The sequence below is a fragment of the Streptomyces sp. NPDC031445 genome (assembly GCF_055581365.1).
In genome coordinates this window covers 706,964-733,465 of the sequence record NZ_JBVIJO010000001.1, presented here as the reverse complement: position 1 = coordinate 733,465, position 26,502 = coordinate 706,964, and the positions used below count along the sequence as shown (strand labels likewise).

24 protein-coding genes and 4 pseudogenes are annotated in these 26,502 nt (G+C 71.3%); 13 read left to right on the top strand and 15 right to left on the bottom strand.

Features of this window, described 5'->3' with window-relative positions; translation table 11 throughout:
- Nucleotides 1-92: 92 nt before the first annotated feature.
- Both ACZ5DC_RS03015 and ACZ5DC_RS03010 read left to right on the top strand, forming a co-directional pair.
- Nucleotides 93-839, top strand: coding sequence for a hypothetical protein (locus tag ACZ5DC_RS03015; protein WP_468648783.1), 747 nt, complete (start codon nt 93-95; stop codon nt 837-839).
- A gap of 48 nt (nt 840-887) precedes the next feature.
- Nucleotides 888-1,148 (top strand): annotated as a pseudogene (locus tag ACZ5DC_RS03010) (CocE/NonD family hydrolase C-terminal non-catalytic domain-containing protein); the annotation flags it as partial.
- Nucleotides 1,149-1,187: 39 nt separating this feature from the next.
- Here ACZ5DC_RS03010 and ACZ5DC_RS03005 read toward each other — a convergent pair.
- The 7 genes and pseudogenes from ACZ5DC_RS03005 to arsM form a co-directional block, all read right to left on the bottom strand.
- Nucleotides 1,188-1,405 (bottom strand): annotated as a pseudogene (locus tag ACZ5DC_RS03005) (amino acid ABC transporter permease); the annotation flags it as partial.
- A 218-nt stretch (nt 1,406-1,623) separates the two neighbouring features.
- Complete coding sequence (locus tag ACZ5DC_RS03000; protein WP_366752576.1) at nt 1,624-2,043, bottom strand: DUF6278 family protein; 420 nt, start codon at nt 2,041-2,043, stop codon at nt 1,624-1,626.
- Between the two features lie 15 nt (nt 2,044-2,058).
- Complete coding sequence (locus ACZ5DC_RS02995; RefSeq protein WP_468648780.1) at nt 2,059-2,838, bottom strand: exodeoxyribonuclease III; 780 nt, start codon at nt 2,836-2,838, stop codon at nt 2,059-2,061.
- A gap of 45 nt (nt 2,839-2,883) precedes the next feature.
- Nucleotides 2,884-3,519, bottom strand: a complete 636-nt coding sequence (locus ACZ5DC_RS02990) for an MBL fold metallo-hydrolase (RefSeq protein WP_468648778.1) — start codon at nt 3,517-3,519, stop codon at nt 2,884-2,886.
- Between the two features lie 36 nt (nt 3,520-3,555).
- The gene (gene pcaDC / locus ACZ5DC_RS02985; RefSeq protein ID WP_366752579.1) at nt 3,556-4,845 is read right to left on the bottom strand and encodes a bifunctional 3-oxoadipate enol-lactonase/4-carboxymuconolactone decarboxylase PcaDC; all 1,290 of its coding nucleotides are present in this window, start codon (nt 4,843-4,845) and stop codon (nt 3,556-3,558) included.
- A gap of 183 nt (nt 4,846-5,028) precedes the next feature.
- Nucleotides 5,029-5,106: pseudogene (locus ACZ5DC_RS02980) on the bottom strand (hypothetical protein); the annotation flags it as partial.
- A 340-nt stretch (nt 5,107-5,446) separates the two neighbouring features.
- Nucleotides 5,447-6,340 (bottom strand): arsenite methyltransferase, encoded by an 894-nt coding sequence (gene arsM, locus ACZ5DC_RS02975; protein ID WP_468648775.1) that lies wholly within the window; start codon nt 6,338-6,340, stop codon nt 5,447-5,449.
- A gap of 107 nt (nt 6,341-6,447) precedes the next feature.
- Here arsM and ACZ5DC_RS02970 point away from each other — a divergent pair, with 107 nt between their 5' ends.
- The 3 genes and pseudogenes from ACZ5DC_RS02970 to ACZ5DC_RS02960 all read left to right on the top strand — a co-directional run bounded on the left by ACZ5DC_RS02970 (nt 6,448) and on the right by ACZ5DC_RS02960 (nt 7,991).
- A complete protein-coding gene (locus ACZ5DC_RS02970; RefSeq protein WP_468648773.1) occupies nt 6,448-6,822 on the top strand; it encodes an ArsR/SmtB family transcription factor in 375 nt (124 codons plus the stop codon).
- Nucleotides 6,819-7,536 (top strand): annotated as a pseudogene (locus ACZ5DC_RS02965) (aquaporin). Before ACZ5DC_RS02970 ends, ACZ5DC_RS02965 begins: the two are co-directional and overlap by 4 nt.
- 32 nt (nt 7,537-7,568) lie before the next feature.
- Nucleotides 7,569-7,991, top strand: coding sequence for an arsenate reductase ArsC (locus tag ACZ5DC_RS02960; RefSeq protein ID WP_468648771.1), 423 nt, complete (start codon nt 7,569-7,571; stop codon nt 7,989-7,991).
- A 282-nt stretch (nt 7,992-8,273) separates the two neighbouring features.
- Here the strand turns inward: ACZ5DC_RS02960 and ACZ5DC_RS02955 are convergent, their stop codons facing one another.
- On the bottom strand, nt 8,274-8,849 hold the full coding sequence (locus ACZ5DC_RS02955; RefSeq protein ID WP_468648769.1) for a TetR/AcrR family transcriptional regulator: 576 nt from the start codon (nt 8,847-8,849) through the stop codon (nt 8,274-8,276).
- A gap of 138 nt (nt 8,850-8,987) precedes the next feature.
- Here ACZ5DC_RS02955 and ACZ5DC_RS02950 point away from each other — a divergent pair, with 138 nt between their 5' ends.
- Together ACZ5DC_RS02950 and ACZ5DC_RS02945 are read left to right on the top strand one after the other, a co-directional pair.
- A complete protein-coding gene (locus ACZ5DC_RS02950; protein WP_468648767.1) occupies nt 8,988-9,590 on the top strand; it encodes an LmeA family phospholipid-binding protein in 603 nt (200 codons plus the stop codon).
- 85 nt (nt 9,591-9,675) lie between these two features.
- On the top strand, nt 9,676-11,925 hold the full coding sequence (locus ACZ5DC_RS02945) for an MMPL family transporter (protein ID WP_468648765.1): 2,250 nt from the start codon (nt 9,676-9,678) through the stop codon (nt 11,923-11,925).
- A gap of 77 nt (nt 11,926-12,002) precedes the next feature.
- Here the strand turns inward: ACZ5DC_RS02945 and ACZ5DC_RS02940 are convergent, their stop codons facing one another.
- Nucleotides 12,003-13,187: a serine hydrolase domain-containing protein gene (locus ACZ5DC_RS02940; RefSeq protein WP_468648763.1), complete on the bottom strand. Its 1,185-nt coding sequence runs from the start codon at nt 13,185-13,187 to the stop codon at nt 12,003-12,005.
- A gap of 273 nt (nt 13,188-13,460) precedes the next feature.
- Between ACZ5DC_RS02940 and ACZ5DC_RS02935 the strand changes: the two genes are divergently transcribed.
- Nucleotides 13,461-14,669, top strand: a complete 1,209-nt coding sequence (locus tag ACZ5DC_RS02935) for an MFS transporter (RefSeq protein ID WP_468648761.1) — start codon at nt 13,461-13,463, stop codon at nt 14,667-14,669.
- A gap of 22 nt (nt 14,670-14,691) precedes the next feature.
- On the opposite strand, the gene ACZ5DC_RS02930 is transcribed toward ACZ5DC_RS02935, so the two are convergent.
- On the bottom strand, nt 14,692-15,288 hold the full coding sequence (locus ACZ5DC_RS02930) for a TetR/AcrR family transcriptional regulator (protein ID WP_468648759.1): 597 nt from the start codon (nt 15,286-15,288) through the stop codon (nt 14,692-14,694).
- 158 nt (nt 15,289-15,446) lie between these two features.
- Between ACZ5DC_RS02930 and ACZ5DC_RS02925 the strand changes: the two genes are divergently transcribed.
- From ACZ5DC_RS02925 to ACZ5DC_RS02915, 3 genes are read left to right on the top strand one after another with little or no spacing between them, the layout of a single operon-like run.
- Nucleotides 15,447-15,863: an AMP-binding protein gene (locus ACZ5DC_RS02925; RefSeq protein ID WP_468648757.1), complete on the top strand. Its 417-nt coding sequence runs from the start codon at nt 15,447-15,449 to the stop codon at nt 15,861-15,863.
- Between the two features lie 16 nt (nt 15,864-15,879).
- Nucleotides 15,880-17,016 (top strand): class I adenylate-forming enzyme family protein, encoded by a 1,137-nt coding sequence (locus ACZ5DC_RS02920; protein WP_468649906.1) that lies wholly within the window; start codon nt 15,880-15,882, stop codon nt 17,014-17,016.
- Nucleotides 17,017-17,041: 25 nt separating this feature from the next.
- The gene (locus tag ACZ5DC_RS02915) at nt 17,042-18,238 is read left to right on the top strand and encodes an acyl-CoA dehydrogenase family protein (RefSeq protein WP_468648755.1); all 1,197 of its coding nucleotides are present in this window, start codon (nt 17,042-17,044) and stop codon (nt 18,236-18,238) included.
- A 46-nt stretch (nt 18,239-18,284) separates the two neighbouring features.
- Here the strand turns inward: ACZ5DC_RS02915 and ACZ5DC_RS02910 are convergent, their stop codons facing one another.
- From ACZ5DC_RS02910 to ACZ5DC_RS02895, 4 genes are all read right to left on the bottom strand, one after another.
- Nucleotides 18,285-19,820 carry an ATP-binding protein gene (locus tag ACZ5DC_RS02910; protein ID WP_468648753.1) on the bottom strand — a complete coding sequence of 512 codons (1,536 nt, stop codon included), beginning with the start codon at nt 19,818-19,820 and terminating at the stop codon, nt 18,285-18,287.
- Nucleotides 19,817-20,557 (bottom strand): response regulator transcription factor, encoded by a 741-nt coding sequence (locus ACZ5DC_RS02905; protein ID WP_468648750.1) that lies wholly within the window; start codon nt 20,555-20,557, stop codon nt 19,817-19,819. The genes ACZ5DC_RS02910 and ACZ5DC_RS02905 overlap by 4 nt, the downstream gene beginning before the upstream one ends.
- Nucleotides 20,558-20,620: 63 nt before the next feature.
- The gene (locus tag ACZ5DC_RS02900; RefSeq protein WP_468648748.1) at nt 20,621-22,141 is read right to left on the bottom strand and encodes a streptophobe family protein; all 1,521 of its coding nucleotides are present in this window, start codon (nt 22,139-22,141) and stop codon (nt 20,621-20,623) included.
- A 110-nt stretch (nt 22,142-22,251) separates the two neighbouring features.
- Nucleotides 22,252-24,495 (bottom strand): MMPL family transporter, encoded by a 2,244-nt coding sequence (locus ACZ5DC_RS02895; protein WP_468648746.1) that lies wholly within the window; start codon nt 24,493-24,495, stop codon nt 22,252-22,254.
- A gap of 466 nt (nt 24,496-24,961) precedes the next feature.
- On the opposite strand from ACZ5DC_RS02895, the gene ACZ5DC_RS02890 reads away from it, so the two are divergent.
- The gene (locus tag ACZ5DC_RS02890) at nt 24,962-25,378 is read left to right on the top strand and encodes a DUF6328 family protein (RefSeq protein WP_468649904.1); all 417 of its coding nucleotides are present in this window, start codon (nt 24,962-24,964) and stop codon (nt 25,376-25,378) included.
- Between the two features lie 30 nt (nt 25,379-25,408).
- On the opposite strand, the gene ACZ5DC_RS02885 is transcribed toward ACZ5DC_RS02890, so the two are convergent.
- Complete coding sequence (locus tag ACZ5DC_RS02885) at nt 25,409-25,801, bottom strand: hypothetical protein (protein ID WP_468648744.1); 393 nt, start codon at nt 25,799-25,801, stop codon at nt 25,409-25,411.
- A 407-nt stretch (nt 25,802-26,208) separates the two neighbouring features.
- Here ACZ5DC_RS02885 and ACZ5DC_RS02880 point away from each other — a divergent pair, with 407 nt between their 5' ends.
- The gene (locus ACZ5DC_RS02880) at nt 26,209-26,445 is read left to right on the top strand and encodes a hypothetical protein (protein ID WP_468648742.1); all 237 of its coding nucleotides are present in this window, start codon (nt 26,209-26,211) and stop codon (nt 26,443-26,445) included.
- Nucleotides 26,446-26,502: the final 57 nt, after the last annotated feature.

Sequence of the window (26,502 nt, the reverse complement as noted above, 5' to 3'; positions counted from 1 at the left end):
CAAGTCCGCGCAGCGTAACCGGATGCCCGGTACTACCGACAGTACGCCTGCCGCACCGTGGCCGTCGCCCGGGCCCGCTACCATGCGCGGCCATGAACGACGACGTGCGCAACATCGTCCTCGGAGTCATAGCCGCGGGCGTCTCGGCCGCGCTGGGCTGGGTCGCCCGGACGTACCTGTGGAAGCGCCGGCTGCGCCGCAAGCAGGCCTTCTTCGGGCTGCCCGACCACGCCGAGTCGCTGCTGGTGGTCAACCGCAACGCGGGCGGGCCGGAGCTGTCGGTGATGCGGCACGACGTGTTCGCCCTGCTGGAACTGTCCGCCCTCATCAAGGACTGCAACGCCCACGCGCGGGTGGTCGCGCACGACGCCGCCCAGCAGGGGTTCGGCGAGCGCACGGAGTTCTGCCTCGGCGGTCCCGCGTCGAACCGCCGGATGGAGGCCCACCTCTCCTCACTGCTGCCCGGCGTGCGGATGAACGCGGAGGCCGCGACGGGCCCGGACGTCGGCGCCATCCGGATCGGCGGTGAGGAGTACCGCATGGACGGCGGGCGCAGCGAGTACGTGCTGCTCGCCCGGCTCACCGCGGACGGCGGCCCGGACACCCGCCCGGTGTTCCTCTTCTGCGGCCAGCGGGCGATCACCAACCAGGCGGCGACCCGCTACCTCGCCCGCCACCACGAGCGGCTGGCCCGCAAGTACGGCGGCGGTTCCTTCGTGTTGCTGCTGAAGGTGGTCAACTCCCAGGCGTACGGCCCGGACGTGGTGGAGCTGGTGGCGGACGTGACGCGGGCGGCGCGGGCACCGCTGCCGGAGCCCGCTCCCAGCACCGTCGAGTGACGCGCCGACAGTCTTTTCCGCGACCCGGCGCGAGCTCGCGCTCACCGCGATACGGGCCCGCCCGGCATCGGCAAGCCCGTCACGCACGCACCGTGGACCTGGCACGGGCGGACGCCCGGCGAGCCGTTCGCCGTCGACGTGGACCTGTACTCCACGGCCTGCGACGTCCCCGCCGGGCACCGCCTCGCGCTGGTGGCCGACACGGTCGACCCGCTCTACGCCGAGCACAACCCGTCCGGCGCGCAGCTGACCTTCTCCTCGCCCCCGGACGACCCGTCGTACGTGTCCGTCCCGCTCGGCGAGCAGTGATCTCCGGCTGCCGCCGGACGAGCCTGGCCCGTTGAACTGCCGCCCCCCTGGCGGCAGCGCCCCCGGACCCGGGAGCGGCGACGACCGCCCCCTCGGTCCTGGGGCCGCGCCGCTCCCGCCGGGACACCCGGTCGGCGAACCGGAAGAGCAGCACGCACATCCGATGCGGATCGGCGACATCACCATCACCACAGGGATGAACGGCAAATCGTAGTCGAGGTTGGAGGCGATGGGTTCCCCGCATGGAGGAACTCCTCACAGGGGGCTCCCGCGTGCCGGGCGCGAACGCGGCCCCGCCCCGGCCGCGTTCGAGGGGCACCGGTGCTGCCGTCGGCGCGCCGCGGCGGTGCGCCGACGGCGAACGGATCACCGGGGACCCGGTGTTGACGCCCGGACGCGGCGCCCTCGTCGCGCGGCACGGTGGCCCGCGCGGCGAAGGGGAACCGGCGCGCGGCGACCGGCGCCGGCCAGGGCGTCAGGTCTCGGCGATCTCCGCGTACAGCTGGGACAGCTCGGGGACCCCGCTCACCGCCCACTCCTCCCCGGCCGGCACCACCTCCACCGCACGGCCGGAGGCGAGGCGTACGACGGGCTCGCCGTCGGGCCGGATCCGCCAGGCGGCGCCGGGCACGGTACGCACGACGACCGTGCCCAGGTACAGCCCGGCGTCGTGGCCCAGCCAGGGCAGGGTCTCCGGGTCGTCCCGCCAGCGCGGGACCATCTGGTCCAGGGCCTCCAGGGAGGCCGGGGTGTCGTCGAGGAGGACGCCCGCCCGGGCCGCCTGCGAGCGCAGCAGCTCGCACTCGGACAGCAGCGCGGCGACCGCCTCGGGGTCGGCGCGGAGCGCCGCTCCGGCCTTCTTCGCGTGCCGGGGGCCCAGGAACGGAAGGTTCATGGACCCAGCGTGGCATCACACGTCCAGGTCGACCACCACCGGCGCGTGGTCGGAGGCGCCCTTGCCCTTGCGCTCCTCGCGGTCGACGTAGGCGTCCTTGACGGCGTCGGCGAACGGCTGGTTGCCGTACACCAGGTCGATGCGCATGCCGCGGTTCTTCGGGAAGCTGAGCTGGCGGTAGTCCCAGTAGGTGAAGGGGTGGTCGTACTTCAGCGGGCGCGGCACGACGTCGTTCAGGCCCGCCTCGCGCAGGGCGGCCAGCGCGGCGCGCTCGGCCGGGGTGACATGGGTGGAGCCCTCGAAGACGGCCGGGTCGAAGACGTCGTCGTCCGTCGGCGCCACGTTGTAGTCGCCCAGCACCGCGAACGGGCGGCTGCCCTGCGCGTCGCCGTGCACGGCCGCCCTGAGCGCTTCGAACCACTGGAGCTTGTACGCGTAGTGCGGGTGGCCGACCTCGCGGCCGTTCGGCACGTACACCGACCAGACGCGGACCGGGCCGCAGGTCGCCGCGAGGGCGCGCGGCTCGGTCACGCCGTCGAAGCCCGGGTCGCCGGGCAGGCCCTTGACCACGTCCTCGATGCCGACGCGGGAGAGCACCGCCACGCCGTTCCACCGGCCGGTCGCGTGGACCGCGGCCTCGTAGCCCAGCTCGCGGAGCTGGGCGAACGGGAACTGCTCCTCGGCGATCTTGGCCTCCTGGAGGCAGAGCACGTCGGTGCCGCTGCTCTCCAGCCAGGCCAGCAGCCGGGGAAGGCGGGCGGTGATCGAGTTCACGTTCCAGGTAGCGATGCGCATGCTTCCCAACCTACCCGGCGGGTCCGACAACGCCGGTCCGCGCGCTCAGACCTCGGTCCACGCCCCGGGGTGCAGCCGCTGGTGCTCCGTGCCGCCGAGGCGGCCGAGGTGGCCCTCGTAGAGCGGCAGGGCGAGGTCGGTGAGCAGGGCGTCGTGGACGTCGTACGCGCGCCGCGGGCCGACCTCGCGGACGTAGTCGATCACTTCCGAGATCTTGTTCCAGGGGGCCATCACCGGCAGCAGCAGCGTCTCGACCGGCTCGCCGGGCACGGTGAGGGCGTCGCCGGGGTGGAAGACCTTCCCGCCGTCGATCAGATAGCCGACGTTGGTGATGCGCGGGATGTCCGGGTGGATCACCGCGTGCAGTTCGCCGTGGACCTGGACGTCGAAGCCGGCGGCGGTGAAGGCGTCGCCGTGGCCGACGGTGTGCACCCGGCCCGGGAAGGCCGCCTCGACCTGGTCGGCGACCGACTTCAGCGTCCAGATGCGGGCGGCCGGATTGTTCTCCATGGCGGCCCGCAGCCGGAACTCGTCGAAGTGGTCCGGGTGCTCGTGCGTGACCAGGATCGCGTCCGCGCCGAGGGCGGCGTCCTCCTCGGAGAACCCGCCCGGGTCGATGACGAGGGTCTGCCCCTCTTTCTCCAGGCGGACGCAGGCGTGGGACTTCTTCGTGAGCTTCATGTCTCCCCATCCTGCCGTCTGCGGCCGCCCGGGGCGCTACTCGGCGGGCGTGGTCTCCTCCCGGATCACCTGCTGGGCCACCCGGAACGCGCTGTTCGCGGCCGGTACCCCGCAGTAGACGGCCGTCTGGAGCAGCACTTCCTTGATCTCGTCCGGGGTGAGCCCGTTGCGCAGGGCCGCCCGGGTGTGGAAGGCCAGCTCCTCCAGGTGGCCGCCCGCGACCAGCGCGGTGAGCGTGACGCAGCTGCGGGTACGGCGGTCCAGGCCGGGCCGGTCCCAGATCTCGCCCCAGGCGTAGCGGGTGACGAACTCCTGGAAGTCCCCGGAGAACTCGCCGGCCTGCGCCAGCGCCTGGTCCACGTGGGCGTCGCCCAGCACCTCGCGGCGGACCTTCAGCCCGGTCCGGTACCGGTCCGGCTGCCCGTCGGGCCGCTCCGGTACGGCGGCCGGGGCGATCTCGGCGACCGGTGCGGGCTGCGGCGCGGCGGCCGGGACCGGGGCGGCCGGCATGCCGGGCAGGGCGGTCTGGCCGGTGTCGTAGGGCTGCTGCCAGGCGGTGGAGAAGTGGTGGACGAGCAGGTCGGTGACGGCGGCGGGCTGCTCGACCGGCACCAGGTGGGAGGCGCCGGGGACGACCGCGAGCCGGGCGTCCGGGATGCCGGCGACCAGGGTGCGGGCCTCGGCCGGGCCGGTGACCTGGTCGTCGGAGCCGACCAGCACCAGCGTCGGCACCCCGACCCGGCCCAGCTCGGGCCGTACGTCGAAGGCGGCCAGGGCCTCGCAGGCGGCGATGTAGCAGCCGGGGTCGGTGGTGCGGACCATCTGCACGGCCCACTCGGTGATCGCGGGCTGCGCGGCGGCGAACCCGCCGGTGAACCAGCGGTCGGGCGCGGTCCGGGCGATCGGGTCGAGCCCGTTGGTGCGCACGACCACCCCGCGCTGGCGGAACTCGTCGGCGGTGCCGAACCGGGGCGAGGCCGCTACGACGGCGAGGGAGGCGAGCCGCGCGGGGTGGCGCAGGGCCAGCTCGATGCCGATCGCGCCGCCCAGCGCGCAGCCCGCGTAGCCGAACCGCTGTACGCCGAGCGCGTCCAGCGTCGCCAGCAGCCGGGCGCTCAGCTCGGCGACCGATCCGGCCGGGTGCGCCGGGGCGCCGCCGTGCCCGGGCAGATCGAACCGGAAGACCCGCCACTGCTTGGCCAGCTCCGGCACCTGGCGGTCCCACATGTGCCATGTGGTACCCAGTGAGGGACCCAGGATCAGGACCGGAGCGTCTTCTGGCCCGTCGAAGCGGTATTGCAGGGTGTTCGGGGGTGTCTCACTCACGCCCCAGACCCTCTCACGTCTCACGACTGCCCCTATGACGGGGGTTGCGACTGCACAGGTCCGACCAGGTGGAACGACTTCACGCCGGGTCTCGCCCTCCTTGATCCGGCGCTCGTCACAGTCCTGGGTGCGCGGGTCGACCCGCAGACGGGTGAACACGATGCGATGGCGCGCGGCGTTGGCCTGCCGGTCGCCGCCGCGGTTGAGACGACGGAACTGCCGGCGTCCCGAAGAACGCTCGACAGGGCTGACACCGCACAGCGCGGCGAACGACGCCTCGCTGTCCAGCCGTTCCGGGTTGTTCCCCCACCGTGATCAGCAACGTGACCGCCGTGTCCGGACCGATCCCCACCACGTCGAGCGGCTGCGATCTCGCCGAGACGGGTGGGCTCAAGACGTCCGGCGTGTGGCTCGCGAGGCTGAGCGTCGTCTGGGTTGGAAGACGACCACGCACCCGACTGGGGGCCGGCTGTTCGTCCTCGACGAGCGAGAGCCGCCGCATGGGATCGGGCAACTGGCTGCGGACGCTGCTGCCGAGGCCATGGACCGGGCCCGACGCGAAGTCCACTGAGGGCACGGCGAACCGCCGGCTGGTAGACGGTCAGCCGTGACAGCCGCAGCCCGATGCCGCCTTGGCCTCGGTGACGGCCAGTGCGGGGTCGGCTGAGGTCTCGGACGGAGTGCAGCAGGCGTTGACGCCGCAGCATGCGCCATTCGAACTCCTCGTTCCCAAGGCCGGGTCGGAGGCCTCGGGCTTGGTGGCCCGGACGATGGCGGAGTGCATGCCGTCGGCCACCTGGTGGGTCGGGGTGATGGCGACGTCGGTGAATCCGGCTGCTTCCAGACTCTGGCGGTACTCCGTGAAGGACAATGCGCCTGCGATGCAGCCGACGTAGTCGCCGCGCTCGGCCCGCTGCTCGGGGGTGAGCGCGTCGTCGGCGACGACGTCGGAGACGCCGAGGCGGCCGCCGGGCCTCAGGACGCGGAAGGTCTCCGCGAAGACGGCGGGCTTGTCCACGGACAGGTTGATCACGCAATTGGAGATGACGACGTCGATGCTGTCCGCCGGGAGCGGGATGGCCTCGATGGCGCCCTTGAGGAACTCGACGTTCGTCGCGCCGGCCTTCGCTGCGTTGCTCAGGGCCAGGGCGAGCATCTCCTCGGTCATGTCCAGGCCGTACACCGTGCCCTTCGGGCCGACCCGCCGGGCGGAGAGCAGGACGTCGATGCCGCCGCCGGAGCCGAGGTCCAGCACACGCTCACCCTCGCGGAGTTCCGCGACGGCGGTGGGGTTGCCGCAGCCGAGCGAGGCGGCGACGGCCTCGGCGGGCAGCGCCTCGCGCTCGTCGGCGCCGTAGAGGGTGGCGCCGAAGCGGTCGTCAACCTCGATGGGCTGCGGCCCGCAACAGACGGTGCCGCCCTCGGTGACCTTCACGGCTGCGGCGGCATACCGCTCGCGAACGGTTTCGCGCAGGTCGCTGGACTGCTCGCTCATGACTTCACTCCTGGGTGACGGGGCATGGCGGTGCCCCAGGAACGGCTTGTATTGACGTTCGTTGATGCAACATTGCGCGCTGCATCGAAAAACGTCAACATAGAGGGATGTCGAAGCAAGTACTTGAGGTGATCGGCCAGGACGCCGACGGCTGCTGCGCCGGGCTCGCGTCCGCGCCGCTGGACGATGAGCGGGCGGCTCAGCTGGCGAAGGTGTTCAAGGCCCTCGGGGACCCGGTCCGGCTGCGGCTGCTGTCGATGATCGCCTCGCGGGAGGGCGGCGAGGTGTGCGTGTGCGAGATGACGCCCGCCTTCGAGCTGTCCCAGCCGACGATCTCCCACCACCTCAAGCTGCTCCGCCAGGCCGGGCTCATCGACTGCGAGCGCCGCGGGACGTGGGTGTACTACTGGGTACTGCCAGGCGTCCTGGACCAGCTGGCCGCGTTCCTGACCACGCCGCAGACCGCGCCGGCCACCGCATGACCGCCTCCCTTGGCCGCCGCGTCGCCGCCGAAGCCGTCGGCACCGGACTGCTGGTCGCGGTCGTCGTCGGCTCCGGCATCCAGGCCACCGAGCTCTCGCACGATGTCGGCGTGCGACTGCTCGCCAACTCCCTCGCGGGTGCTCATCCTCCTGCTCGGGCCCGTTTCCGGGGCGCACTTCAACCCCGCCGTGACCCTCGCCGCCTGGTTCACCGGCCGCCGCACCCCAGGTGGCCTCACCCTGGCGGACGTCGCCGCGTACGTGCCCACCCAGATCGCAGGGGCGATCGGCGGGGCGGTCCTTGCCGACGCGATGTTCGCGAGGCCTCTGACGAAGTTCTCCACCCACGACCGGACCGCCGGCCACCTGTGGCTGGGCGAGGTCGTCGCCACGGCCGGGCTGACCCTGCTGATCTTCGGTCTCGACCGGATCGGCCGCGCCTCGCTCGCCCCGGCGGCGGTGGCCTCCTACATCGGGGCCGCCTACTGGTTCACCTCCTCCACGTCGTTCGCGAACCCGGCGGTGACCATCGGCCGCGCCTTCACCGACACCTTCGCCGGCATCGCACCCACGTCGCTCGTGCCCTTCATCACGGCCCAGGTACTCGGAGCCGTGCTCGGACTGGGGGCCGTCGCGACGGTCTACGGCCGCCCTGCCGCTGCCGCAGAGGAGGTCCTCGTGCCGCACGGTGAACCCGAACTCGCATCCTCCTGACCCGCTACCGCTCTCGAAGAAAGACTCCTGCCATGAGCGCTCCCGCCCCGCGTGCGTCGGTGCTGTTCGTCTGCGTCCACAACGCCGGCCGCTCCCAGATGGGCGCCGCCTTCCTCACCCGCCTTGCCGGTGACCGGGTCGAGGTCCGCTCGGCGGGCTCCGCCCCTGCCGACGCCGTCAATCCGGCGGTGGTGGAGGCGATGAAGGAGGTCGGCATCGACATCTCCGCCGAAACGCCGAAGATCCTCACCACCGAGGCCGTGCAGTCCTCGGACGTGGTGATCACCATGGGCTGCGGCGACACTTGCCCGGTCTTCCCCGGCAAGCGGTACCTGGACTGGCAGCTGGACGACCCGGCGGGCCAGAGTGCCGACGCCGTGCGCCCCATCCGGGACCAGATCGAGCAGCGCGTGCGCGGCCTGCTTGCCGAACTCGGCGTCCCGGCAGCGGCATGAGCACCGCGACGGACCTCGGCGTCGCGCCGATGCGGCCAGAGCGCGCCGAACAAGTGCCGGTGATCTAGCAGCTCTGGGTCCACTACGGCTTCACCGGTACAGCTCGGCCGGCACCGCCGCCCACAGCGGGGACCAAGCGGGAAGCCGCGCGACGCTGAGGCGCCAGGCGGCCCGCCGGTGTCAACCCGGTCTGCGGGATGCGGATGCGCGGCCGGTGGGGAACGGGTCGGCGGAGGTGGCCGGCTCGGCCTGGACGTGGAGGCAGCAGAGCAGGACGGCCCGTCACACTCCGCCGCTGGGCAGAACGGCGAACGCCGCGTGCAGCAGTTGTGCGAAGTCCTCGACCGAGGGCGGTGGCCCGGTCGGCACGCCGTCGCGGGTGGTGAAGGCGATCAGGGCGCCCCGTACGGCGGCGACCGAGGCACGGGCCAGGACGGAGGCGTGCAGGGCGCGGGTGCGGGCCGGTTCGTCCGGTGACCGGCGCGCGAGACGGTCGGCGAGTGCTTCGGCGATGCCGTCCTCGAAGTCGGCGAGCACGCTGGTGCGCCGTGCGCCGGTGGACAGGGCGCGGGGCGGCGCGCCGACGAAGAGGATGCCGAGGCCACCGTCAAGGTCCTGGGCGGCAGCAAGCAAGCCATTGAGGACGGCGGTGTAAGGCGGCTCACTCGACGGGCGGCCGGCGATCTTCTTCGCGAGCAGCGGTACGAAGTCGAGGACCTCGGCGAAGACCAGGTCCTCCTTCGAGGGGAAGTAGCGGAAGAAGGTGCGTTCGGTCACACCGGCCGCCGCGGCGATGTCCTTGACCGTCGTCTCCTGGTAGCCGCGCTCCGCGAACATTCGGGTGGCTGCACGCAGCAAGCTCCCGCGTGTGGCGGCCTTTTTCCGGTCCCGCCTGCCCATCTCCTGCACGTCCTGCTCCTCCACGCATTCATCCTGGCATGCCCGCCATCGGGGCTCGGCAGCCGCACTCACGAAAAATGTCAGCCATGACAGTATGTGTATCGTGTCAGTCATGACACTTTCTGGTGGACTGGTCCCCGGCTGCGCTTGCGTCGCCGCACGACAGTCGTACGGAAGAGGCAGTGGTCCGGGACCGGATCACCGACCCTGGCCGGGAAGCGCCTCGGCACGAGACCGGCGGTCGGGCTTGGCGGCACGCCCGCGCCGTGTCAACCGGCGCGCGGCAGCCTCCCGGATGTCGAGCTGACGGCGCACGGGGTGCCCGCCCGGAACATGACCGGCCTCGGCATCGAGGCACACCTCCGTCAGGTGCGCCGGAGCGGGAAGGGAGGCGTGGTCGATTCGTCCGCCGTGACCGTCGACATCAACTCCGCATCCATGGCCGGCACCGGCGCGAGTCACCCGAACAGCGTGGTGGTGCCCGATCCCGCGAACGGACGGCTCGTCGTGCATCGCGGCCATTCCGGTGCCCCGGCCATCCCCGTCACGCCTGTCCTGGACGGCCGGACGATCCACGTCACGACCGGTCGGCCCACGTTCGCCGGCAATCCCCTCCTTGACGCCCTGACGAAGAAGATCACGGCCAAGGTCGCCCGCGCCGTTGCCCTGAGCGGCGGCCCTGCCGCCTTCCACGCCTGACCCCGCACCGCCCGGCCCCGCACGCTGGTTCTTCCCCGGACGTGCCGCTCAACCCTGCACATCCCCCTCAAGGAGCACCTTTTCCATGGCTTCCCTCCTCTACCGGCTCGGCCGCGGTGCCTTCCGGCATCGCCGGGCGGTGCTGACCGCCTGGCTGCTGGTACTGAGCGCGGTGGTCACGTGCGTGATCACCTTCGGCGGCACGACCGACGACGAATTCACCGTCCCGGGTTCACCGGCCCAGACCGCGATGGACACCCTCAAGAAGGAGCTTCCCTCGGCGGCCGGGACCAGCGCCCAGATCGTTTTCGTCGCCCCCGAAGGCCACAAGATCACCGAGCCGCAGTACGCCAAGGCCGTCAGCGCCACCATGGCGAAGGCCGACAAGGCTCCACAGGTCGTCGGCGTCACCGACCCCGTGCAGACCAAGGTCATATCGCCCGACCGCACCTCCGCCCTCGGCCAGGTCCGCTACCAGGTCAGCCGGGCCGGCCTGCACGACGACAGCCTCACCTCGCTGGAGCAGACCACCCAGCCCGCGAAGGACGCCGGGATCACGGTCGAGGTCGGCGGATCCGCGTACGGCGGCAGCAAGAGCACGGGCCACACCAAGGAACTGCTGGGCGTGGCGGTCGCCCTCGTCGTCCTCACGATCACTTTCGGCTCGCTGTTCGCGGCCGGCATGCCACTGCTGACGGCGATCACGAGCGTCGCCGTCACCTTGCTCGGCCTCTCGGCCCTCACCGGCGTGCTGACCATCTCCAGCACCGCCCCGTCCCTGGCCTCGATGCTGGGCCTCGCGGTCGGCATCGACTACGCCCTGTTCATCCTCTCCCGCCACCGCTTCCAGCTCGCCACCGGCATGGACACCGAGGAGTCCGCCGCCCGGGCCACCGCCACCGCGGGCAGCGCGGTCGTCTTCGCCGGCCTGACGGTGATCATCGCGCTGTGCGGTCTGGCCGTCGTCCGCATCCCGTTCCTGACCGTGATGGGTGTGGGCGGCGCCGGTGCCGTCCTCATCGCTGTGGGCGTCTCCACCACGCTCCTTCCGGCCCTGATGGGCTTCGCCGGTGAACGGCTGCGGCCCAGGCCCGGCTCGCGCGCCGCCCGCCGCGAGCAGGCGGCGCACGGTGGCGGCCACGGCGGGCGCCGGCCGATGGGCGAACGCTGGGGAAGGGTCGCCATCCGCCGGCCGCTGCTCACCCTGCTGGCCGTCCTCTTCGGCCTGCTCGCCGTCGCGGTCCCGGCCAGGGATCTTCAACTGGCCCTGCCCGACAACGGATCCGCCCCCACGAGCACCAGCCAGCGGCAGGCGTACGACACCATCTCCGACAAGTTCGGGCCCGGCTTCAACGGGCCGCTGCTCGTCCACGCCGACACCTCCCACGCCACGAACCCGCAAGCGGCCACAGCCACGCTGGTCAAGGACCTGAAGGCCGCCGACGGCGTCGCAGCGGTCGGCAAGCCCCAGGTCATCGACCACGGGGACGCGGCCGTCATCCAGGTGGTACCGAAGACCGGACCCTCGGACCAGAAGACGAAGGACCTCGTCCAGCACATCCGCGACGAGGCACCCACCTGGCAGCAGCAGACACAGGCCGAGGTCTCGGTGACCGGTACGACCGCCGTGAACATCGACGTCTCCGACCGGCTGGCGAGCTCCCTGATCCCCTTCGCACTCGTCGTCGTGGGCCTGTCACTGCTGCTGTTGCTGCTCGTCTTCCGCTCGGTGATCGTCCCGGTGAAGGCCAGCCTGGGCTTCCTGCTGTCGGTGGCCGCCACCTTCGGCGCGGTGGTGGCCGTGTTCCAGTGGGGGTGGCTCGCGAGCGCGCTCGGCGTCGCCGAGACCGGTCCTGTGGTCAGCATCCTGCCCATCCTGGTGATGGCGGTGCTGTTCGGACTCGCCATGGACTACGAGGTGTTCATGGTCAGCCGCATGCGCGAGGCACACGTCCATGGCGCCGCGCCGCGAGAGGCCGTCCTGGCCGGCTCACGCCACGCCTGCCGCGTGGTCACCGCAGCCGCCCTCATCATGTTCGCGGTGTTCGCGAGCTTCTTCCCCGGCGGCAGCACCATGCTCAAGCCGATCGCCTTCGCCCTCGCCGTCGGCGTCTTCATCGACGCCTTCCTGGTCCGTATGACCCTGGTCCCGGCGGTCCTCGCCCTCGTCGGCCGGGCGGGCTGGTGGCTGCCGAAGTGGCTGGACCGGGTGCTGCCCGACCTCGACATCGAGGGCGAACGGCTGGCGGCAGACCGGCAGAAGGAAGACACCGACGGGCATGGTCCAGGTCCGGCCGTGACAGTCGGCGGGGCCTTCCCGCAGGACCCGCACTGACCGAGCGGCCGGCCCCGGGCCGACCGGAGTCCGTGGCCGTCACCCGGTCACGGACTCCGCCGTTTCCGGCGCTCGCTTCACGCGTTGAGGTGGACGCCGATCCGCACGAACGCCTGCACGAGCGGGACCGGCGGCACCGCGGGCGACATGACCTGCGAGCCGAAGTGGACGATGACGAGATCCAGGCCCGGCGAGACGAAGAGCCGCTGGCCGTGGATGCCGCTGGCCATGTAGGAGCCGTAGGGGTCGTTCAGGATCCACCACAGGTCGTGGTAGGAGAGCGTGGCCGGTGAGCCGGGAGGCGCGGCCGGGAAGCGGACCCGTCGGGGGTAGCCGTCGGGTACGCCGCCGGCGATCGTGTCGGCCACTTCCGCCGGGACCACCTGCCGGTCCCCCACCGCCCCGCCGCAGCGCAGCATCTCGCCGAGTCGGGACACATCGCGTGCTGTCGCGCTGAAGCCTCCGCTGGCGGCTTCGACACCGTCGCCGTCCAGGATGTAATAGGCGTCCTCCTCCGCGCCGATTTTGCCCCACAGTAGGTCGCTGAGCAGGGCTGATGTGGTCAGGCCGGTGATCCGGCGGAGGACTTCGGCCAGCGTCTCCACATTGCCGTTCTCGTAGCGGAATTCCTCTCCCGGGGCTCCGGTGGCGCGGGCGGTCAGGAGATGTTCGCGAATGGTCGTGGGACCGCTGTAGCCGAACGGCCGCAGCTGAGAGGCGATCACCGCGTGGTACCGCTGGGCCTCGATCGCCTTGTCGAAGGGGCGGCCCGCATAGCTCACCCGGGTGCCCATGTGCAGCAGGTCCTGCACCCGGGCGTCCCCGAAGGCCGTTCCGGCCAGTTCCGGGACGTAGGCCGAGGCAGGGGCGTTACGGTCCAGCAGCCCCTGGTGCGCGAGCGTCGCCGCAGCGAGGCCGAGGTAGGACTTGGCCGCAGAGGCGTTGAAGTGGGGAGTGTGCGCGTCGGCACCGTGCAGGTAGCGCTCGTAGACGACCCGGCCGCGGTGCATCACCAGGAACGCGTCCGTCTGGGCCGCGGCGAACAGGTCGGCGAGCTTGAGTGCGCCGGCGTTGTCGGAGACGAGGTCGAGGGCGTCGAGGTCGGCTTCACCGCCTGGCAGGGGACGTGCGGGCGCGTCGCCCCGCCAGACCCGTCGGCTGGGTGAGAGTTCGCGGCCCTGGGACGTGAGGCGGCGGATCCAGGCCGGATCCGTGTAGCCGCGGGTCCACGGCAGGTCACTCAGCGGGGCCGTCTCGGGCATGGGTCACTCCTGTTTCTGATCAGGTTTCCGAGCGTGATGCTCGTCGAGGCGTTGACCTCGCGGCTGTCCGGCACCTAGGTTGCCAAATCAATCGACCGTTACCAGACAGCTTGTACGGCAACATACTTCCTTTTCAATACTCCAGAGCCGCAGGAGTCCCCGATGGTCACGCCGCAGCCCCGACCTGCCCCCCGCCTGCATGCCGCCGCGCCACCGGATCCACGGACCAGCCGTCGACGGGCCTGGGGGGTCGCCGCGCTGATCGTGACGTTCATGCTGGTCAACTACGCGGACAAGTCCGTCCTGGGCCTCGCGGCCGTGCCGATCATGAACGAGCTGCACATCAGCAACACCACTTACGGCCTGATATCGAGTTCGTTCGCCCTTCTGTTCAGCGTCTCCGGGCTGGTCGTCGGGTTCGTCTCCGCGCGGGTCTCCTGCCGGGTGCTGCTGTTCGTCATGGCCGGCGTGTGGGCGGTGGCGCAGCTGCCCGTGCTCTTCGTCGCGTCCGTGCCGACGCTCGTGGCCGGGCGGGTGCTGCTGGGTGCGGCCGAGGGGCCGGCGGCGTCGATGTCCATGCACGCGTTGTACAAGTGGTTCCCGGAGGACCGGCGAGGCCTGCCGTCGGCGTTGCAGATCAGTGGCGCCGCGCTGGGCACACTGATCGCCGCGCCGGTCGTGACCTGGCTGATCAGTGTGTTCGGCTGGCGCTCGGCCTTCGCCGCGCTCGCCGCGACGAGCGTGGCGTGGAGCCTGCTGTGGTGGCGGACGGGGCACGACGGGCCGTACGGCCATGAGCCCGCGCACGGCGCAGCCTCCGGCTCCGGACCGGCAACCCGGCTGCCGTACCGCGCTCTGCTGCTGAACGGCACGGTGCTGGGGAGCATCGCGGGGGCCTTCGGCGCCTCCTGGGCCCTGGCGCTTGGCCAGGCGTGGCTGCCCGCCTACCTGCGCACACAGCTCGGCATGTCACCCGGCGCGGCGGCGACGCTCATCAGCGGTGTCTCAGCGTTCAGTTTCGTGCTGCTGCTGGCGATATCCCCGCTAGTGGACGCGCTGAAGCGCCGCGGGGTGTCGAGCCGCTGGTCGAGCGGTGCGCCGCAGGGAATCGCGGTCACCGTCGCCGGGCTGGCCATGGCGACCTTCCCCTTCACCGGCACCCGGGCGTGGCTCCTGGCACTGCTCGCGGTGGCGTTCGGCGCGCACGCCATCGCCTTCCCGCTGCATTACATGACGACGGCCGCCGTGGTGCCGCCCGCGCAGCGCGGAGCAGTGTTCGGCATCGTCGCCGCGACCGGCACCCTGCCCGGACTGATCGCGCCGTATCTGACCGGACACCTGCTGGACTCGGCGCCCTCACAGAGCGCCGGATACACGCATGCGTTCCTGCTGTCCGCCGCCGTGATGCTGGTCTGCGGGCTGGTCGCCCTGACCGCGATCCGGCCCGAGCGGGACGTACGGCAGCTGAGTCCGACGGCCTGAACCAGGTGGCTGAGCGCGCGGCTCAGGCCGACGGCTCGAAGCCGCTGGCCCAGTACCGGCCGTGCAGCGCCAGGTCGAGGAGCATGCGGACGACCTCCTCGGCCGGCAGCGAGGGGGTGTCCTGCTCGACCCACCAGCGCAGCACCGCGATCTGCTCGCCGACCCACACCCGGGCCAGCAGCTCGGGGTCGATGCGCGGCTGGACGGCGTTGCGTTCGGCGCGGGCGCGGAACTCCTCGGCCGTGGCCCGCGCACAGGCGTCCACGAACATGTGCAGGGGCTTGCCGTCGCCTTCGCCGCGCAGCACGATCCGGTACAGATCGCGCTCCTCGCGCGCATGCCGCAGCATCTCCAGGACCGGCTTGCCGGTGAACCCGATCACGCTGTCGGCGACCGCGGGCGCAAGGCGCTCCGACAGCTCGGCGAGCAGGTCCGCGGTCACGCGCGCGAAGAGGTCCTCCTTGTCGCGGAAGTGCGCGTAGAAGGTCGCACGTGCCACGTCCGCGCGCTCGGTGATGTCCTCCACCGTCAGCGCCGTGAAGCCCCGTTCCAGAACCAGCTCCACCAGGGCCGCTCCCAGGACCCGGCGGGAGCGTCTGGTCCGCCTGTCCTCCGCCATGCACCCCTCCCCGATCGTCGTGCCCGGCCGTCGTGCCGTGCGAGCGCCCATTCTAGGAGACTCTTGACACGCTAGAAGTTATTGAACAGTCTGTCTGGAACTGAGCGACCTGTAAATCTACGGACGTGTCTCGTTCGCCCTCCAGTGAGTAGGCCCTCATGAACCTCGGCATCTATCTGGCGCGCAGTGCTCGCTACTGGCCCCAGGCTCCCGCCCTCGTCTGCGGGGATCGTTCCCGGACCTTCACCGACCTGGACCGGGCGGCCAACCGCCTGGCCTCCGCCCTGACCGCCCGGGGCCTTGGCCCCGGCGACGCCGTGGCCTCCCTCGCGTGGAACCGCGGCGAGCTGGTGGAGGTCGAATTCGCCCTCTACAAGGCCGGGCTGACGCGTGCACCCGTCAACGCCCGGCTCGGCCGCGGCGAGATCGAGCACATCCTGCGCTACGCCCCCGTACGCGTCCTCGTCTACGACGCAGCCCACCGCGAGGACGCCCTCGCCGCGATCGCCGCAGCCGGCACGGACTGCCTGCCCGTCCTCCTCGACGAACGCACCCGACGTCGCACAGCCGGGTGAGGTCTCGTACAGCGCCCTGCTGGCCGAGGGTGACGAGGCACCCGTCCACGTCGAGGTCGACGAGGGCGACCCCTGCGTCCTGAACTTCACCTCCGGCTCCACCGGCGCGCTCAAGGCCGCCGTGCAGACGGTCGGCAACCGCCTCGCCAACATGCGCAAACAGCTCATGGCCGACGAGTCCCGCCCCCGCCCCGGCACCCGCTACCTCGCCTGCGGCCCCATCACCCACGCCACCGGCATGGGCCTGCTGGCCGGGGTGTTCGGCGGCTCCACGACCTACGTCCTGCCCACCTGGAGCCCGCAGAGCTTCCTGGAGACGGTCGAGAAGGAACGCATCACCGCCACCTTCCTGGTGCCTGCCATGCTGAACACGGTCCTCGCCCACCCCGGCGCCGCCGACCGTGATCTGTCCTCGTTGACGAGCGTGCGCATCGGCGGCGCGCCCATCTCACCGCAGCGCCTGCGGGACGCGGTGGAGTTCTTCGGACCGGTCGTCGCCCAGGGCTACGGGCTCGGCGAGACCACCAGTGTGGTCGCGGGCCTGAGCAGCCAGGAGATCGCCCGGGCGGTGAAGGAGGACCCGGAGCTGCTCCAGTCCTGCGGACGGGCCTCGTACGACACCGAGATACGCGTCGTGGACGAGGCGGGCCGGGAGCTGGGCCCGCGCGAGGTCGGCGAGGTCATCGTGCGCGGCCCGGACTGCGTACGGGAGTACTGGCAGGAGCCGGAGCTGTCCGCGGAGACCTTCCGTGACGGCTGGGTGCACACCGGGGACCTGGCCTGGATGCGGGAGGACGGTTATCTCTTCCTGGTCGACCGCAAGAAGGACATGATCATCTCGGGTGGCTTCAACATCTACTGCACCGAGGTCGAGGCCGCCCTGTACGAACACCCCGCCGTACGGGAAGCCTGTGTGGTCGGCGTGCCCGACGAGCAGTGGGGCGAGGCCGTCAAGGCCGTCGTCGTCACCCACGCCGGCACGACCGCAACGGCCGACGAGCTGATCGCCTTCTGCGCCGGCCGGCTGGACCGCTTCAAGAAGCCCCGCTCGGTCGACTTCGTGCCCGAGCTGCCCCACAACCGCAACGGCAAGCTCGACCGCAAGGCCGTACGCGAACCGTTCTGGGCGAACACCGCCCGCCGCGTCAACTGATCACATTCCGTTCGGAGCCCCCGCCGTGACCTTCTCCCTCCGCCCCACCTACGACGACCCGCGCACCGCCGAGCTGGTCGACCGCCTGCGCGACTATCTCGACGGCGAACTCGCCGACCACGAACGCGAACGCGGCCTCACCCACGCCACCCGCCTCACCCGCGCCGACCTCGAACCGGTCTGGCACCGCAGCCGCGAACTCGGCTTCTACGGAATCCACCTCCCCGAGACGTACGGCGGCCAGAACCTCACCTACAGCCAACTCGCCGCCCTGAAAGAGGAGATCGGCGCGAGCGGGCGCGTCCTCGCACACAGCGTGCTCGGCGACATGGGCGGGCCGCTTCGCGCGGGCGACATCCTCAAGCACGCCACCGAGTACCAACTGGACACGTACCTACTCCCGCTCATCCGGGGCGAGCGGGCGTGCTGCTTCTCCCTCACCGAGACCGACGCCGGCTCCGACGTCCGCTCCATGCGGACCGTGGCCCTACGCGACGGCGACGGCTACCGGCTGACCGGGCACAAGGTGTTCTCCTCCGCCGGCCCCTTCGCCGACTTCGCGATCGTGGTCGCCCGCATGGCCGGAACCGGGGAACAGGAAGGCGACAAGCCGCGGTTCTCCGCCTTCCTCCTGGACCTGGACAGCCCCGGCTGCCGGGTCGAGGACGGAGCGACCCCGATGTCGGGCGAGCACATCGAGAGCGACATCGTCCTCGACGACTGCTTCGTACCCGCCGCCAACCTCCTCGGCGAGGAGGGCAAGGGCATGCGGATCGCGCTCGGCCGAGTCACCACCAACCGGCTGCTGCACTGCCCCACCGTCCTCGGCGCCACCCGCCGCGCCCTCGCCCTGACCCTGGACCGCACCCGGACCCGCAAGGTGGCCGGCGGCCAGCCCCTCCTCATGCTCCAGGCCATCCAGCACAAGGTCGCCGACATGGCCACCGAGTTCTACGCCGCCCGCTCCATGACCTACGCTGCGCTCGCGGCCCTGGACGAGGGCCGCGAGGTGCACGCGGAAGCCTTCATGTGCAAGCTGTTCGTCGCCGAGTCCGCCTTCCGCATCCTCGACGAGGCCGTCCAGATCCACGGCAAGGAAGGACTCACCCAGGGCAACGAGATCGAGTACCTCTTCCGCAAGATCCGCATGTTCCGCATCCTCACCGGCACCTCCGAGATCCAGCGCAACGGCATCGCGAAACTCCTGGCCTTCAACCACTGACCCCGCCGCTGGAAGGCGCCCACGCCAGCAGCCCCGGTGCAGGGGCTCAGTGACGTGACGAATCGAGCAGGGGGAGCATGATGCGGAAGATGCAACCTCGGCCGGGGGTGGTGTCGAGGGTGAGGTGGCCGCCGTGGGCGGTGACGAGGGCGTGGGCGATGGCGAGGCCGAGACCGGAGCCCCCGGTGGTGCGAGTGCGGGAGTCGTCGGAGCGGTAGAAGCGGTCGAAGACGCGTTCGCGCTCGGCCGGGGTGAGGCCCGCTCCCTCGTCGGCGACCTCCAGGACGGCGTGGGCGCCGACGGTGCCGACACCGATACGGACGGGGGTACCGGACGAGGTGTGGGTGACGGCGTTGCCGATGAGGTTGGTGACGACCTGGCGGAGGCGGGCCTCGTCGGCGACGGCGGGTGCCGTGGTGGGTTTTCCGCCACCGGGTCCGGTCAGGGTGACCGGGCGGGTGGCGTCCAGGGCGCGTATGTCGTGGAGGGCGTCGGCTGCCAGGGTGCGCAGGTCCATAGGGGCGAGGTCGAGCGTGAAGGCCGGCTCGCGGTCCGCACCCGTGCCCGGCCGGTGGGCGTCCTCGTCGAGGCGAGCGAGAAGGAACATTTCCTCGACGAGCCGGGTGAGGCGTTCGGACTCCTCGGCGATCCGGGTCATGGTCTGGTCGACGTCCTCGCGGGTGGGCAGGGCGCCCATGCGGTAGAGATCGGTGTAGCCCTTGATCCCGACGAGGGGCGTGCGCAGTTCATGGCCGGCGTCGGCGAAGAAGCGCCGTGTTCTCGCCTCGGCCTCCGCGCGGGCCTGGAAGGCGGTGTCGATGCGGCTGAGCATCTGGTTGAGGCATGCGGTCAGGCGTCCCACTTCGGTGTGGGGGGCGGCCAGTTCGGGGACGCGGCGGGAGTAGTCGCCGGCGGTGATCGCGGTCGCGGTCTCTTCGATCCGGGTCAGGGGGCGCAGTCCGGAGCGGACGGCGAACCAGCCGGCGGCGGTGAGGACCGCGAGGAGAGCGGCGCCCACCGTCAGAGAGAGGGTGCGGGTCTTGGTGATGGTGCGGTCGACCTCGTCGAGGGAGGTGGCCACGACGACGCTGCCGCGGGTGCCGGTCCACTCGGGCGGGACGGCCTGGGCGGGCTGGGTGAGGGCGATGATCCGCCAGCTGTGGCCGTCGTCGCGCGCGGGCACGGTGAAGGGGCGGCCCGCGTGGGCGAGGACGTTCGCGTGGTCGAGGGCGGGGAGTTGGGGGCCACCGCCCGGTGGCGCGGTGCTCGCGTCGAACGCCCTCCGTGTGGCGCCGCCCGCGTCCAAGTAGGTCACCGTGGTGTCTCCGAGGGCGCTGAGGGCCTGCACGCTCGGCGGTGTGCCGGTCGCGGGAGGTGGTGCCAGGCGGGCGGCGATCTGCCCGGTCAGGACGAGCCGGTCATCGACCCGGTCCTGCAGGTAGCCGTGCAGGGCCGTGGTGACGATCACGCCTGTGCCGACGAGACCGAGGGCGACCAGGGCAATGGACAGGCACAGCAGACGGGTGCGCAGCGACAGCCTGCTCGGACGGCGCCCGGGCAGCCGCGGTGGGGTGCCCTTCATGGCCGGGGCTCACGGATCACGTAGCCGACGCCGCGGATGGTGTGGATGAGCTTGGGCTCGTCCGTGTCGACCTTGCGGCGCAGATAGCTGATGTAGGTGTCGACGATGCTGGGGTCGCCGCCGAAGTCGTACTCCCACACGCTCTGCAGGATCTGGTTCTTCGTCATGGTCCGTCCGGCGTTGGCCACCAGGAAGTGCAGGAGCCGGAACTCGGTCGGGGACAGCCGCACGGTCCGCCCTGCCCGGGTGACGTGGTGGCTGTCGGGTTCGAGCGCCAGGTCGCCGACGGTGATCCGGGCCGGCTGTTCGCCCCGGGTGCGGCGCAGCACCGCATGGATGCGGGCGATCAGTTCTTCGAGGTCGAAGGGTTTGGTGACGTAGTCGTCGCCGCCGAGGCGCAGACCGTGCAGCCGGTCCTGCCGGTCGTCGCGGGCGGTGACGAAGAGGACCGGCACGTCGCCGCCACGGCCGGGGCTGGGTGAGCGGGGCTGGTCTCGCAGGCGCCGGATCACCTCGAAGCCGTCCAGGTCCGGGAGCAAGACATCGAGCAGGACGAGATCGGGTGTGCGCCGTGCGGCCAGGTCGAGGGCCTCCTGCCCGGTGGCGGCGGCGTCCACGTCGAAGCCGGCGTAACGCAGCGCGGTACGCAGCAGTTCCCGGACGGTGGGCTCGTCGTCGACGACGAGCAGGTGGTCGCGGCGACCCCCGGTGCGCGCGGGAGGTGTCGGTGCCGGCATGGTGTGGATCGCCGCCTTCACGAACAGGGCTGAAAAGGGTCTTTCCAGGAGATCACACGGTGCTTACGAGACCGAATCGGACGAAGTCCGGGAGGCGGAGCGGGCTCCCATGGGCCGCCGGGTCGCGGTGCCGGGCGGCTGTGCCGCGCGGTTGTGGCGCCGTGTCCGTCGGCTGTGCAGGCGGCTGCCGCCGTAAGCGCCGAGTACAGCCAGGACGAAGCCGGTGAGCGCGGACAGTCCCTGATGCGCTTCGAGTCCGGCGCTCAGGCCGCCCATCTCGTTGCCCATGAGATCGATGCCGATCCGCAGCGATCCCCCGGCCAGCGGCGGAAGCACCAGGGCGGCGATGCCGGCCGCGGTGCCCATGCGTACGGCGATCTCCGCGTGGCGGTCGAGGACGGCCTCGGAGTCCTCCCGCGGCGTGCGCGCCGGGGTGCGGGCGGCGGCGACGTACCCCGCGACCACCACGAGCAACAGCATGAGGAGCATGCCTATCAGCCACAGCGGCACACCGGCGCCGGACCAGGCGCCGAGGTTGACGGACCTGTCCGTTCCCCCCGCGCCGCCTTGGGCTCCTCCACCAAGCATTCCGAGCATCCCGCCGCCGTCGGACCGCAGGCGGTGCACACCCGCCTCCCAGGAGGTGCCGAGACCGGCGGTGAACAGCACGGCGATCAGGTTGGGGCCGGCGAGCAGGAGGATGCCCGCCGCCTTGGCCGCCTGCTCCCGGCCGGTCAAGGCCGCGGCTCCGGCCAGGAACGCGACGGCCGCCGCCGAGCAGCACAGCACGGCGGCGATCCCCGTCAGGGTGGAGCTGACAGCGTTCCACTTCAGCCGCAGGCGGCCCAGGGCGAGGGGGCGCGGCAGTGTCGTACGGCGGGCCGCGACACAGCCGACGGCGAGCACGAGGCCCACCCACAGCAGGGCGAAGAACGCGGTCGCCACGGCATCGGTCTCGAAGGTCACCGAAGACAGCCCCGAGGCGAGGCCCCCGCCGCCGCCACCACCGGTGAACCGGCTGAACGCTCCGGCGGAGGCGCCCTTCCCGAACCGTTCCGTCACGCTCTCGGGCAGCCGGGCCGTACCCCGGGCCACCGCTGCGAGCACCGGGAAGAGCACCGCCGTGGTCACCAGCGCTCCGCCGCACCGGGCCCACAGCATCGCCGGGGCGGGCCGCTGCCGCCGGTACAGGGGCCGGAAGAAGACGACCGCCATGACGGCCGTGCCCAGGAACGTCAGCGTGAGCGGCGTCAGCGCGGCCTCACCGGTCAGGCCGAGATGCGGGCCACCGCCACCGCCCAGTCCCCCGAGCAGCCCGCCGAGGCCCCCTCCGCCGAGGCCGCCGGCGTCGGCGGCCTCGGCGGAGGGGGCCGACTCCATGGTGACGCCGCCACCGACGGCCATGCTCACCATGGTCGGCACGAGGCGGGAGACGGGTGCGATCGCGCCGGCGCCGAGGACGGCCAGTGCCGCCCAAGCGGCGGCTGCCATCGTCACGACGGCGGCCACGACGGAAAGACCTCCTTCGAGGGCATGACGCCAGGGCGAACCGGGAGGAGCGGAGGGCGACGGGGAGGAGGACATGGGCGGGCTCCTGTGTGGAGAGATGCAAGGTATGCAGCGGCAGGCGGAACCTGCCGCCGCCTGGACACGAACGCGTCCGGGGCCGCGAAGAGCCCCGTGGCGGAGGGGATTCAGCCGGCGGATCCGCTGCCGCTTCCCGCGGTCTCGACGCCGGAGTCCGGGCCGTCACCGTCGGATGCCTCGACGGCCGTCACCGTGGGCTCGCCCCGGTGCCGTTCGATCCGCGCGCCTTCCACGTCGAGGTCGGGGACGAGCCGGTCCAGCCAGCCGGGCAGGCCCCAGGCGCGTCGGCCGAGCAGGGCGAGGACTGCCGGTACGACCGCCATGCGGACGACGAACGCGTCGAGGAGGACGGCTGCCGCGAGCCCGAAGCCGATGGTCTTGAGCATCTGCTCGTCGGAGCCCATGAACGAGGCGAAGACCGAGATCATGATCACGGCAGCTGCGGTCACCACCCGCGCGCTGTGCTCGAATCCGCTGATCACGGAGTCCGACGGCGACTGCCCGTGCATGTGCGCCTCGCGCATCCGGGTCACCAGGAACACCTCGTAGTCCATGGCGAGGCCGAAGACCACACCGACCATGAAGATCGGCATCATGGACATCACCGGTCCGGGTTCCGCGACCCCGAAGAGGGACGCCAGCCAGCCCCACTGGAAGACCGCGACCACCGCGCCGAGGCCGGCCAGGACGGACAGGAGGAAGCCCAGTGCCGCCTTGAGCGGCACGAGGAGGGACCGGAAGACGACGATCAGCAGCAGGAACGCCAGACCCACCACGAGTACGAGGTACGGAAGCAGGGCGTCGGACAGTTTCTGCGAGACGTCCACGTTCATCGCCGTCGTGCCGGCGACCAGGACGTGGGCGTCGCTCTCGTTCGCGAGTGCCGGGTCGCGCAGTGCGTGCACGAGGTCGGCCGTCTCGGTGCTGGCCGGTGAGGCGGCCGGGACGACGTTCAGGACGGCGGTGTCGCCGGACTCGCGCAGCCGTGGCTGTCCGACCGCGGTGACGTCCTTTCTGCCACGGACATGCCCGACGATGCTCTGGGCGGCCGACTGGGCGCTGCCACCGTCCTTGGCCTGGACGACCACCGTCAGCGGACCGTTGAAGCCCGGCCCGAAGTTTTCGGCGACCATGTCGTAGGCCCGGCGCTGCGTCGTCGTGACGGGTTTGCTCTCGTCGCCCGGCAGGCCCATTTCCAGGGAAACCGCAGGCACCGCAACCACGCCGAGCAGCACGGCACCACCCAGGAGCACGGCGACCGGCCGCCTGACGACGAACCGGGCCCAGCGCACGCCCATGCCCGGCCGTGGCAGGCCGCCCTCGTCCCTCCCCCGGAGCCGCGGGCGGGCCGGGCCGATCCGACGGCCGCAGATCCCGAGCAGCGCAGGGATCAGGGTGACGGCTATCAGCACCGCGATGACGACCGTGCCGGCCGCGGCGAGCCCCATCTGCGTCAGCAGCGGGATGCCGACCACACACAGTCCCGCGAGGGCGATGACCACGGTCAGACCGGCGAACACCACCGCAGATCCCGCGGTACCCACCGCGTGCCCAGCCGCGTCCTCACGGCTGCGGCCACGAGCGAGTTCGGCGCGGTAGCGCGAGACGACGAACAGGGCGTAGTCGATGCCGACGGCCAGCCCGATCATGGTGGCCAGACCCGACGTCGTCGAGCCGAGGCCGAGCGGTTGCGCCAGCGCCCGGATCGCCAGGCCACCGATGCCTACTCCGAGTACGGCGGTGAGCAGGGGAAGGCCGGCCGCCAGGAGTGAGCCAAAGGTGATGACGAGCACCACGGCAGCCACCGCGAGGCCCAGGGCCTCCGAGGAATGCCCGCCCGCCACCGTGTTGACGGCGTTGCCCCCGACCTCCACGGTCAACTCCCGCGAGCGTGCCTGATCGACCGTGTCCTGCAAAGCGGTGCGTGAGTCCTCCTTCAGTTCCGATGCGGGAACCTGATAGGAGACCTGTGTGTAGGCGGTGGAGGCATCCTTGCTCACCGACCCGCTCACGTACGGGTCGGTGACCCGCGCGACCTGGGGATCGCTCCCGAGCGCCCGGACCGTCGCCTCGACCGCCTGCCGGTTCGCGGGGTCGGTGACCTTGCCGTCCGCCGCCCGGAACACCACCCGGGCCGTCGCACCGTCGGCATTCAGCTCCGGGAAGCTCTTGTCCAGCAGGTCGTACGCCTGCTGCGCCTCCGTACCGGGCATCGAGAAGTCATTGGGGGGCGCCGCGGGAGCCCTCCCGGCCAGCACCGCCGTCCCCAAGAGCAGAACCACCCACAGCGACGCGACCAGCCAGCGCCTCCGGAAGGAGAACCGGCCCAGCCCGGAAAGGAATGAGGCCACAGCAAGGGCTCCAAGTCAGGTCGAGGCTCCTCGGAAGGCCGACGAGCATGCCGTCAGTGCGGCATCGACGCTGTCAGCACTCCCTGACCACACCCGGAGAGATTCTGGGAGCTTCCTGAGTACTCCGACCGCCACCGTGCGACCTGAATGGCAGGAAAAGCGGGCATAACCCCAGTCATCGCACCGTGATTCACAGAAAGCTCTTCGACCCACCCCGTGCGTGCGCGATGCCTGGGCGGGCTGTCGACACAGGACGTCATGAACGGGATCGAGGGCGAAGCTGCGTGAACCGCTGTGACGCCATGGCGACGATGCGAGACGTCCTCGCCATGGCGCTCTACGGCCAGCCGAGCACCGGACTCGGACTCGCCCTACGGCTCGCTTCTGCCTACCTCCCTGGGGTGCGCCACCACGGCGTGCGGGGGCCTCCGGTAGTCGAGCCAGTCGTCCGGCGGGACGAGCGGCCATCCGGAGCCGCCCAGCAAGAGTTCGCGTAAATGACCTTGATGCGAACCTGCGGGAAGGAAGACGCCAATTCCAGCCCGTCTTCGCCGGCCTCGGCAACCTCGATCGTGCCTTCTACGTCGCCGCGGTCACCCTCGGGGCGGCCAGCGCCGGGTCTCTCACCGGCCCGGTCTCCCTGCACCGCCTCGTCGCCGGACGCCGCATCAAGCCCCAGACGGTCGCGCTCGCCGCCTGGATGACCAAGTGCGGTCTGGTGCTGCTCGCGGCGACCACCGTGTCGACCTTGCTCCTGCTGCTGCGTACGGCTCTCGACGAGATGCCCGCCGCTTGGCTGACAGCGGCCTTCGGTGCCTGGCTGCTCGCTGTGTGGCTCGTGCTTCCCGTCTGGGCCCGGCATCACTACCCCAGTGGCGGCTAGCCGGGATGGCGCGGCCCGCCGATGCACCCTTCAGGGAGTGCTGCCGGTTCCGGCGGTCGGGGCCGGAACATTGTCGGTCGTGGCCGCCTGCGCGGGCGCCTGGGGTGCCGGGCGCGGGGGTGTGAGTGCTCCTCCGCGGCGTAGTACGGCGTAGCCGAGTCCGATTCCGGCGGCGACGGGCCATTCGAGGACGCCTGCCAAGGCGAGGGCACCCAGTCCCGCGTAGAGAGGGAGTCCGCCTTTGGCGGGCAGTATGCGCTGGGCGGCGGCGATGGGCAGGGTGATCGCTGTCTGCGCGGCGTGGGCGACGCTGTCGAGCGGGATGGTGATGGTGTGCCCGTCATGATCGTGACCCGCGTGCTGGCCGGTCGCGTCCGTCGCGGCGGCGTCAGTTGCGGGGGCTTGTGCTGTCGTCCGGGTCATGTGCTCACTCCATCGCTCGCTCCCCTCCTTCTACGTTATGTCCGATTCATGCAGATTTCAGAGCCAGCCGGCCCCGCCGCCTGGACCATCGTCGCCACCGGCACCACCACTGCCACCCTCATCGCGGCCACATCCACCCGGCCGCTCGCCCCCACCGCTGCACCCATGCGGACTTCCCCGCGTGATTACGCGGAGCACTGCCAGGCCCCGAACCAGCATTCATCGGGGTAGGTCATGAAGTCTTCGCTCCGCACCGCCCCAGCAAGTCACGCCATCTCCTGTTCACCAGGTGTTGACACGCATGTCGGCCTGAGGCTGACGACACGCCTTGAAACCGGATTGTCCTGAGGAAAACCGGCAAAACAAGCCACTTCCTACATGGCTTTGATCAGCCAAAGGACACTGCCGTGCCCCTCACCATCGTCATCAAACTGCCCGGGACCCCACTGGTTCCCCGGATGGAATCGCTTGTACGTACTCTCACCCCCCTTGCCGCACCTCTCCTCGGCATGGCGATCGATGCCAGCAGCCTGGGACTGCCCGCACGGCTCCTGCTTCACGCCGCGCTGCACTCCACCCAGCGACTGGGACACACGAACACCGAAAGCAGCCGTGCCGATCGTGCGGTCACGCCGCGGCCGTGAGAACGCGGCCACCCGCTGGGCCGAGCGCCGGTCTCGGCCACCGTACGTGCCTTGTCC

What these genes read in the sequence shown, in the direction of transcription:
- ACZ5DC_RS02995 (WP_468648780.1), bottom strand. Translation starts at nt 2,838, where the DNA reads ATGCGCATCGCTACCTGGAACGTGAACTCGATCACCGCCCGCCTTCCC.
- ACZ5DC_RS02970 (WP_468648773.1), top strand. Translation starts at nt 6,448, where the DNA reads ATGTCGAAGCAAGTACTTGAGGTGATCGGCCAGGACGCCGACGGCTGC.
- ACZ5DC_RS02905 (WP_468648750.1), bottom strand. Translation starts at nt 20,557, where the DNA reads ATGCCGGCACCGACACCTCCCGCGCGCACCGGGGGTCGCCGCGACCAC.
- ACZ5DC_RS02910 (WP_468648753.1), bottom strand. Translation starts at nt 19,820, where the DNA reads ATGAAGGGCACCCCACCGCGGCTGCCCGGGCGCCGTCCGAGCAGGCTG.
- ACZ5DC_RS02885 (WP_468648744.1), bottom strand. Translation starts at nt 25,801, where the DNA reads ATGACCCGGACGACAGCACAAGCCCCCGCAACTGACGCCGCCGCGACG.
- ACZ5DC_RS03015 (WP_468648783.1), top strand. Translation starts at nt 93, where the DNA reads ATGAACGACGACGTGCGCAACATCGTCCTCGGAGTCATAGCCGCGGGC.
- ACZ5DC_RS02945 (WP_468648765.1), top strand. Translation starts at nt 9,676, where the DNA reads ATGGCTTCCCTCCTCTACCGGCTCGGCCGCGGTGCCTTCCGGCATCGC.
- ACZ5DC_RS02960 (WP_468648771.1), top strand. Translation starts at nt 7,569, where the DNA reads ATGAGCGCTCCCGCCCCGCGTGCGTCGGTGCTGTTCGTCTGCGTCCAC.
- ACZ5DC_RS02935 (WP_468648761.1), top strand. Translation starts at nt 13,461, where the DNA reads ATGCTGGTCAACTACGCGGACAAGTCCGTCCTGGGCCTCGCGGCCGTG.
- arsM (WP_468648775.1), bottom strand. Translation starts at nt 6,340, where the DNA reads ATGAGCGAGCAGTCCAGCGACCTGCGCGAAACCGTTCGCGAGCGGTAT.
- ACZ5DC_RS03000 (WP_366752576.1), bottom strand. Translation starts at nt 2,043, where the DNA reads ATGAACCTTCCGTTCCTGGGCCCCCGGCACGCGAAGAAGGCCGGAGCG.
- ACZ5DC_RS02930 (WP_468648759.1), bottom strand. Translation starts at nt 15,288, where the DNA reads ATGGCGGAGGACAGGCGGACCAGACGCTCCCGCCGGGTCCTGGGAGCG.
- ACZ5DC_RS02900 (WP_468648748.1), bottom strand. Translation starts at nt 22,141, where the DNA reads ATGTCCTCCTCCCCGTCGCCCTCCGCTCCTCCCGGTTCGCCCTGGCGT.
- ACZ5DC_RS02940 (WP_468648763.1), bottom strand. Translation starts at nt 13,187, where the DNA reads ATGCCCGAGACGGCCCCGCTGAGTGACCTGCCGTGGACCCGCGGCTAC.
- ACZ5DC_RS02925 (WP_468648757.1), top strand. Translation starts at nt 15,447, where the DNA reads ATGAACCTCGGCATCTATCTGGCGCGCAGTGCTCGCTACTGGCCCCAG.
- ACZ5DC_RS02990 (WP_468648778.1), bottom strand. Translation starts at nt 3,519, where the DNA reads ATGAAGCTCACGAAGAAGTCCCACGCCTGCGTCCGCCTGGAGAAAGAG.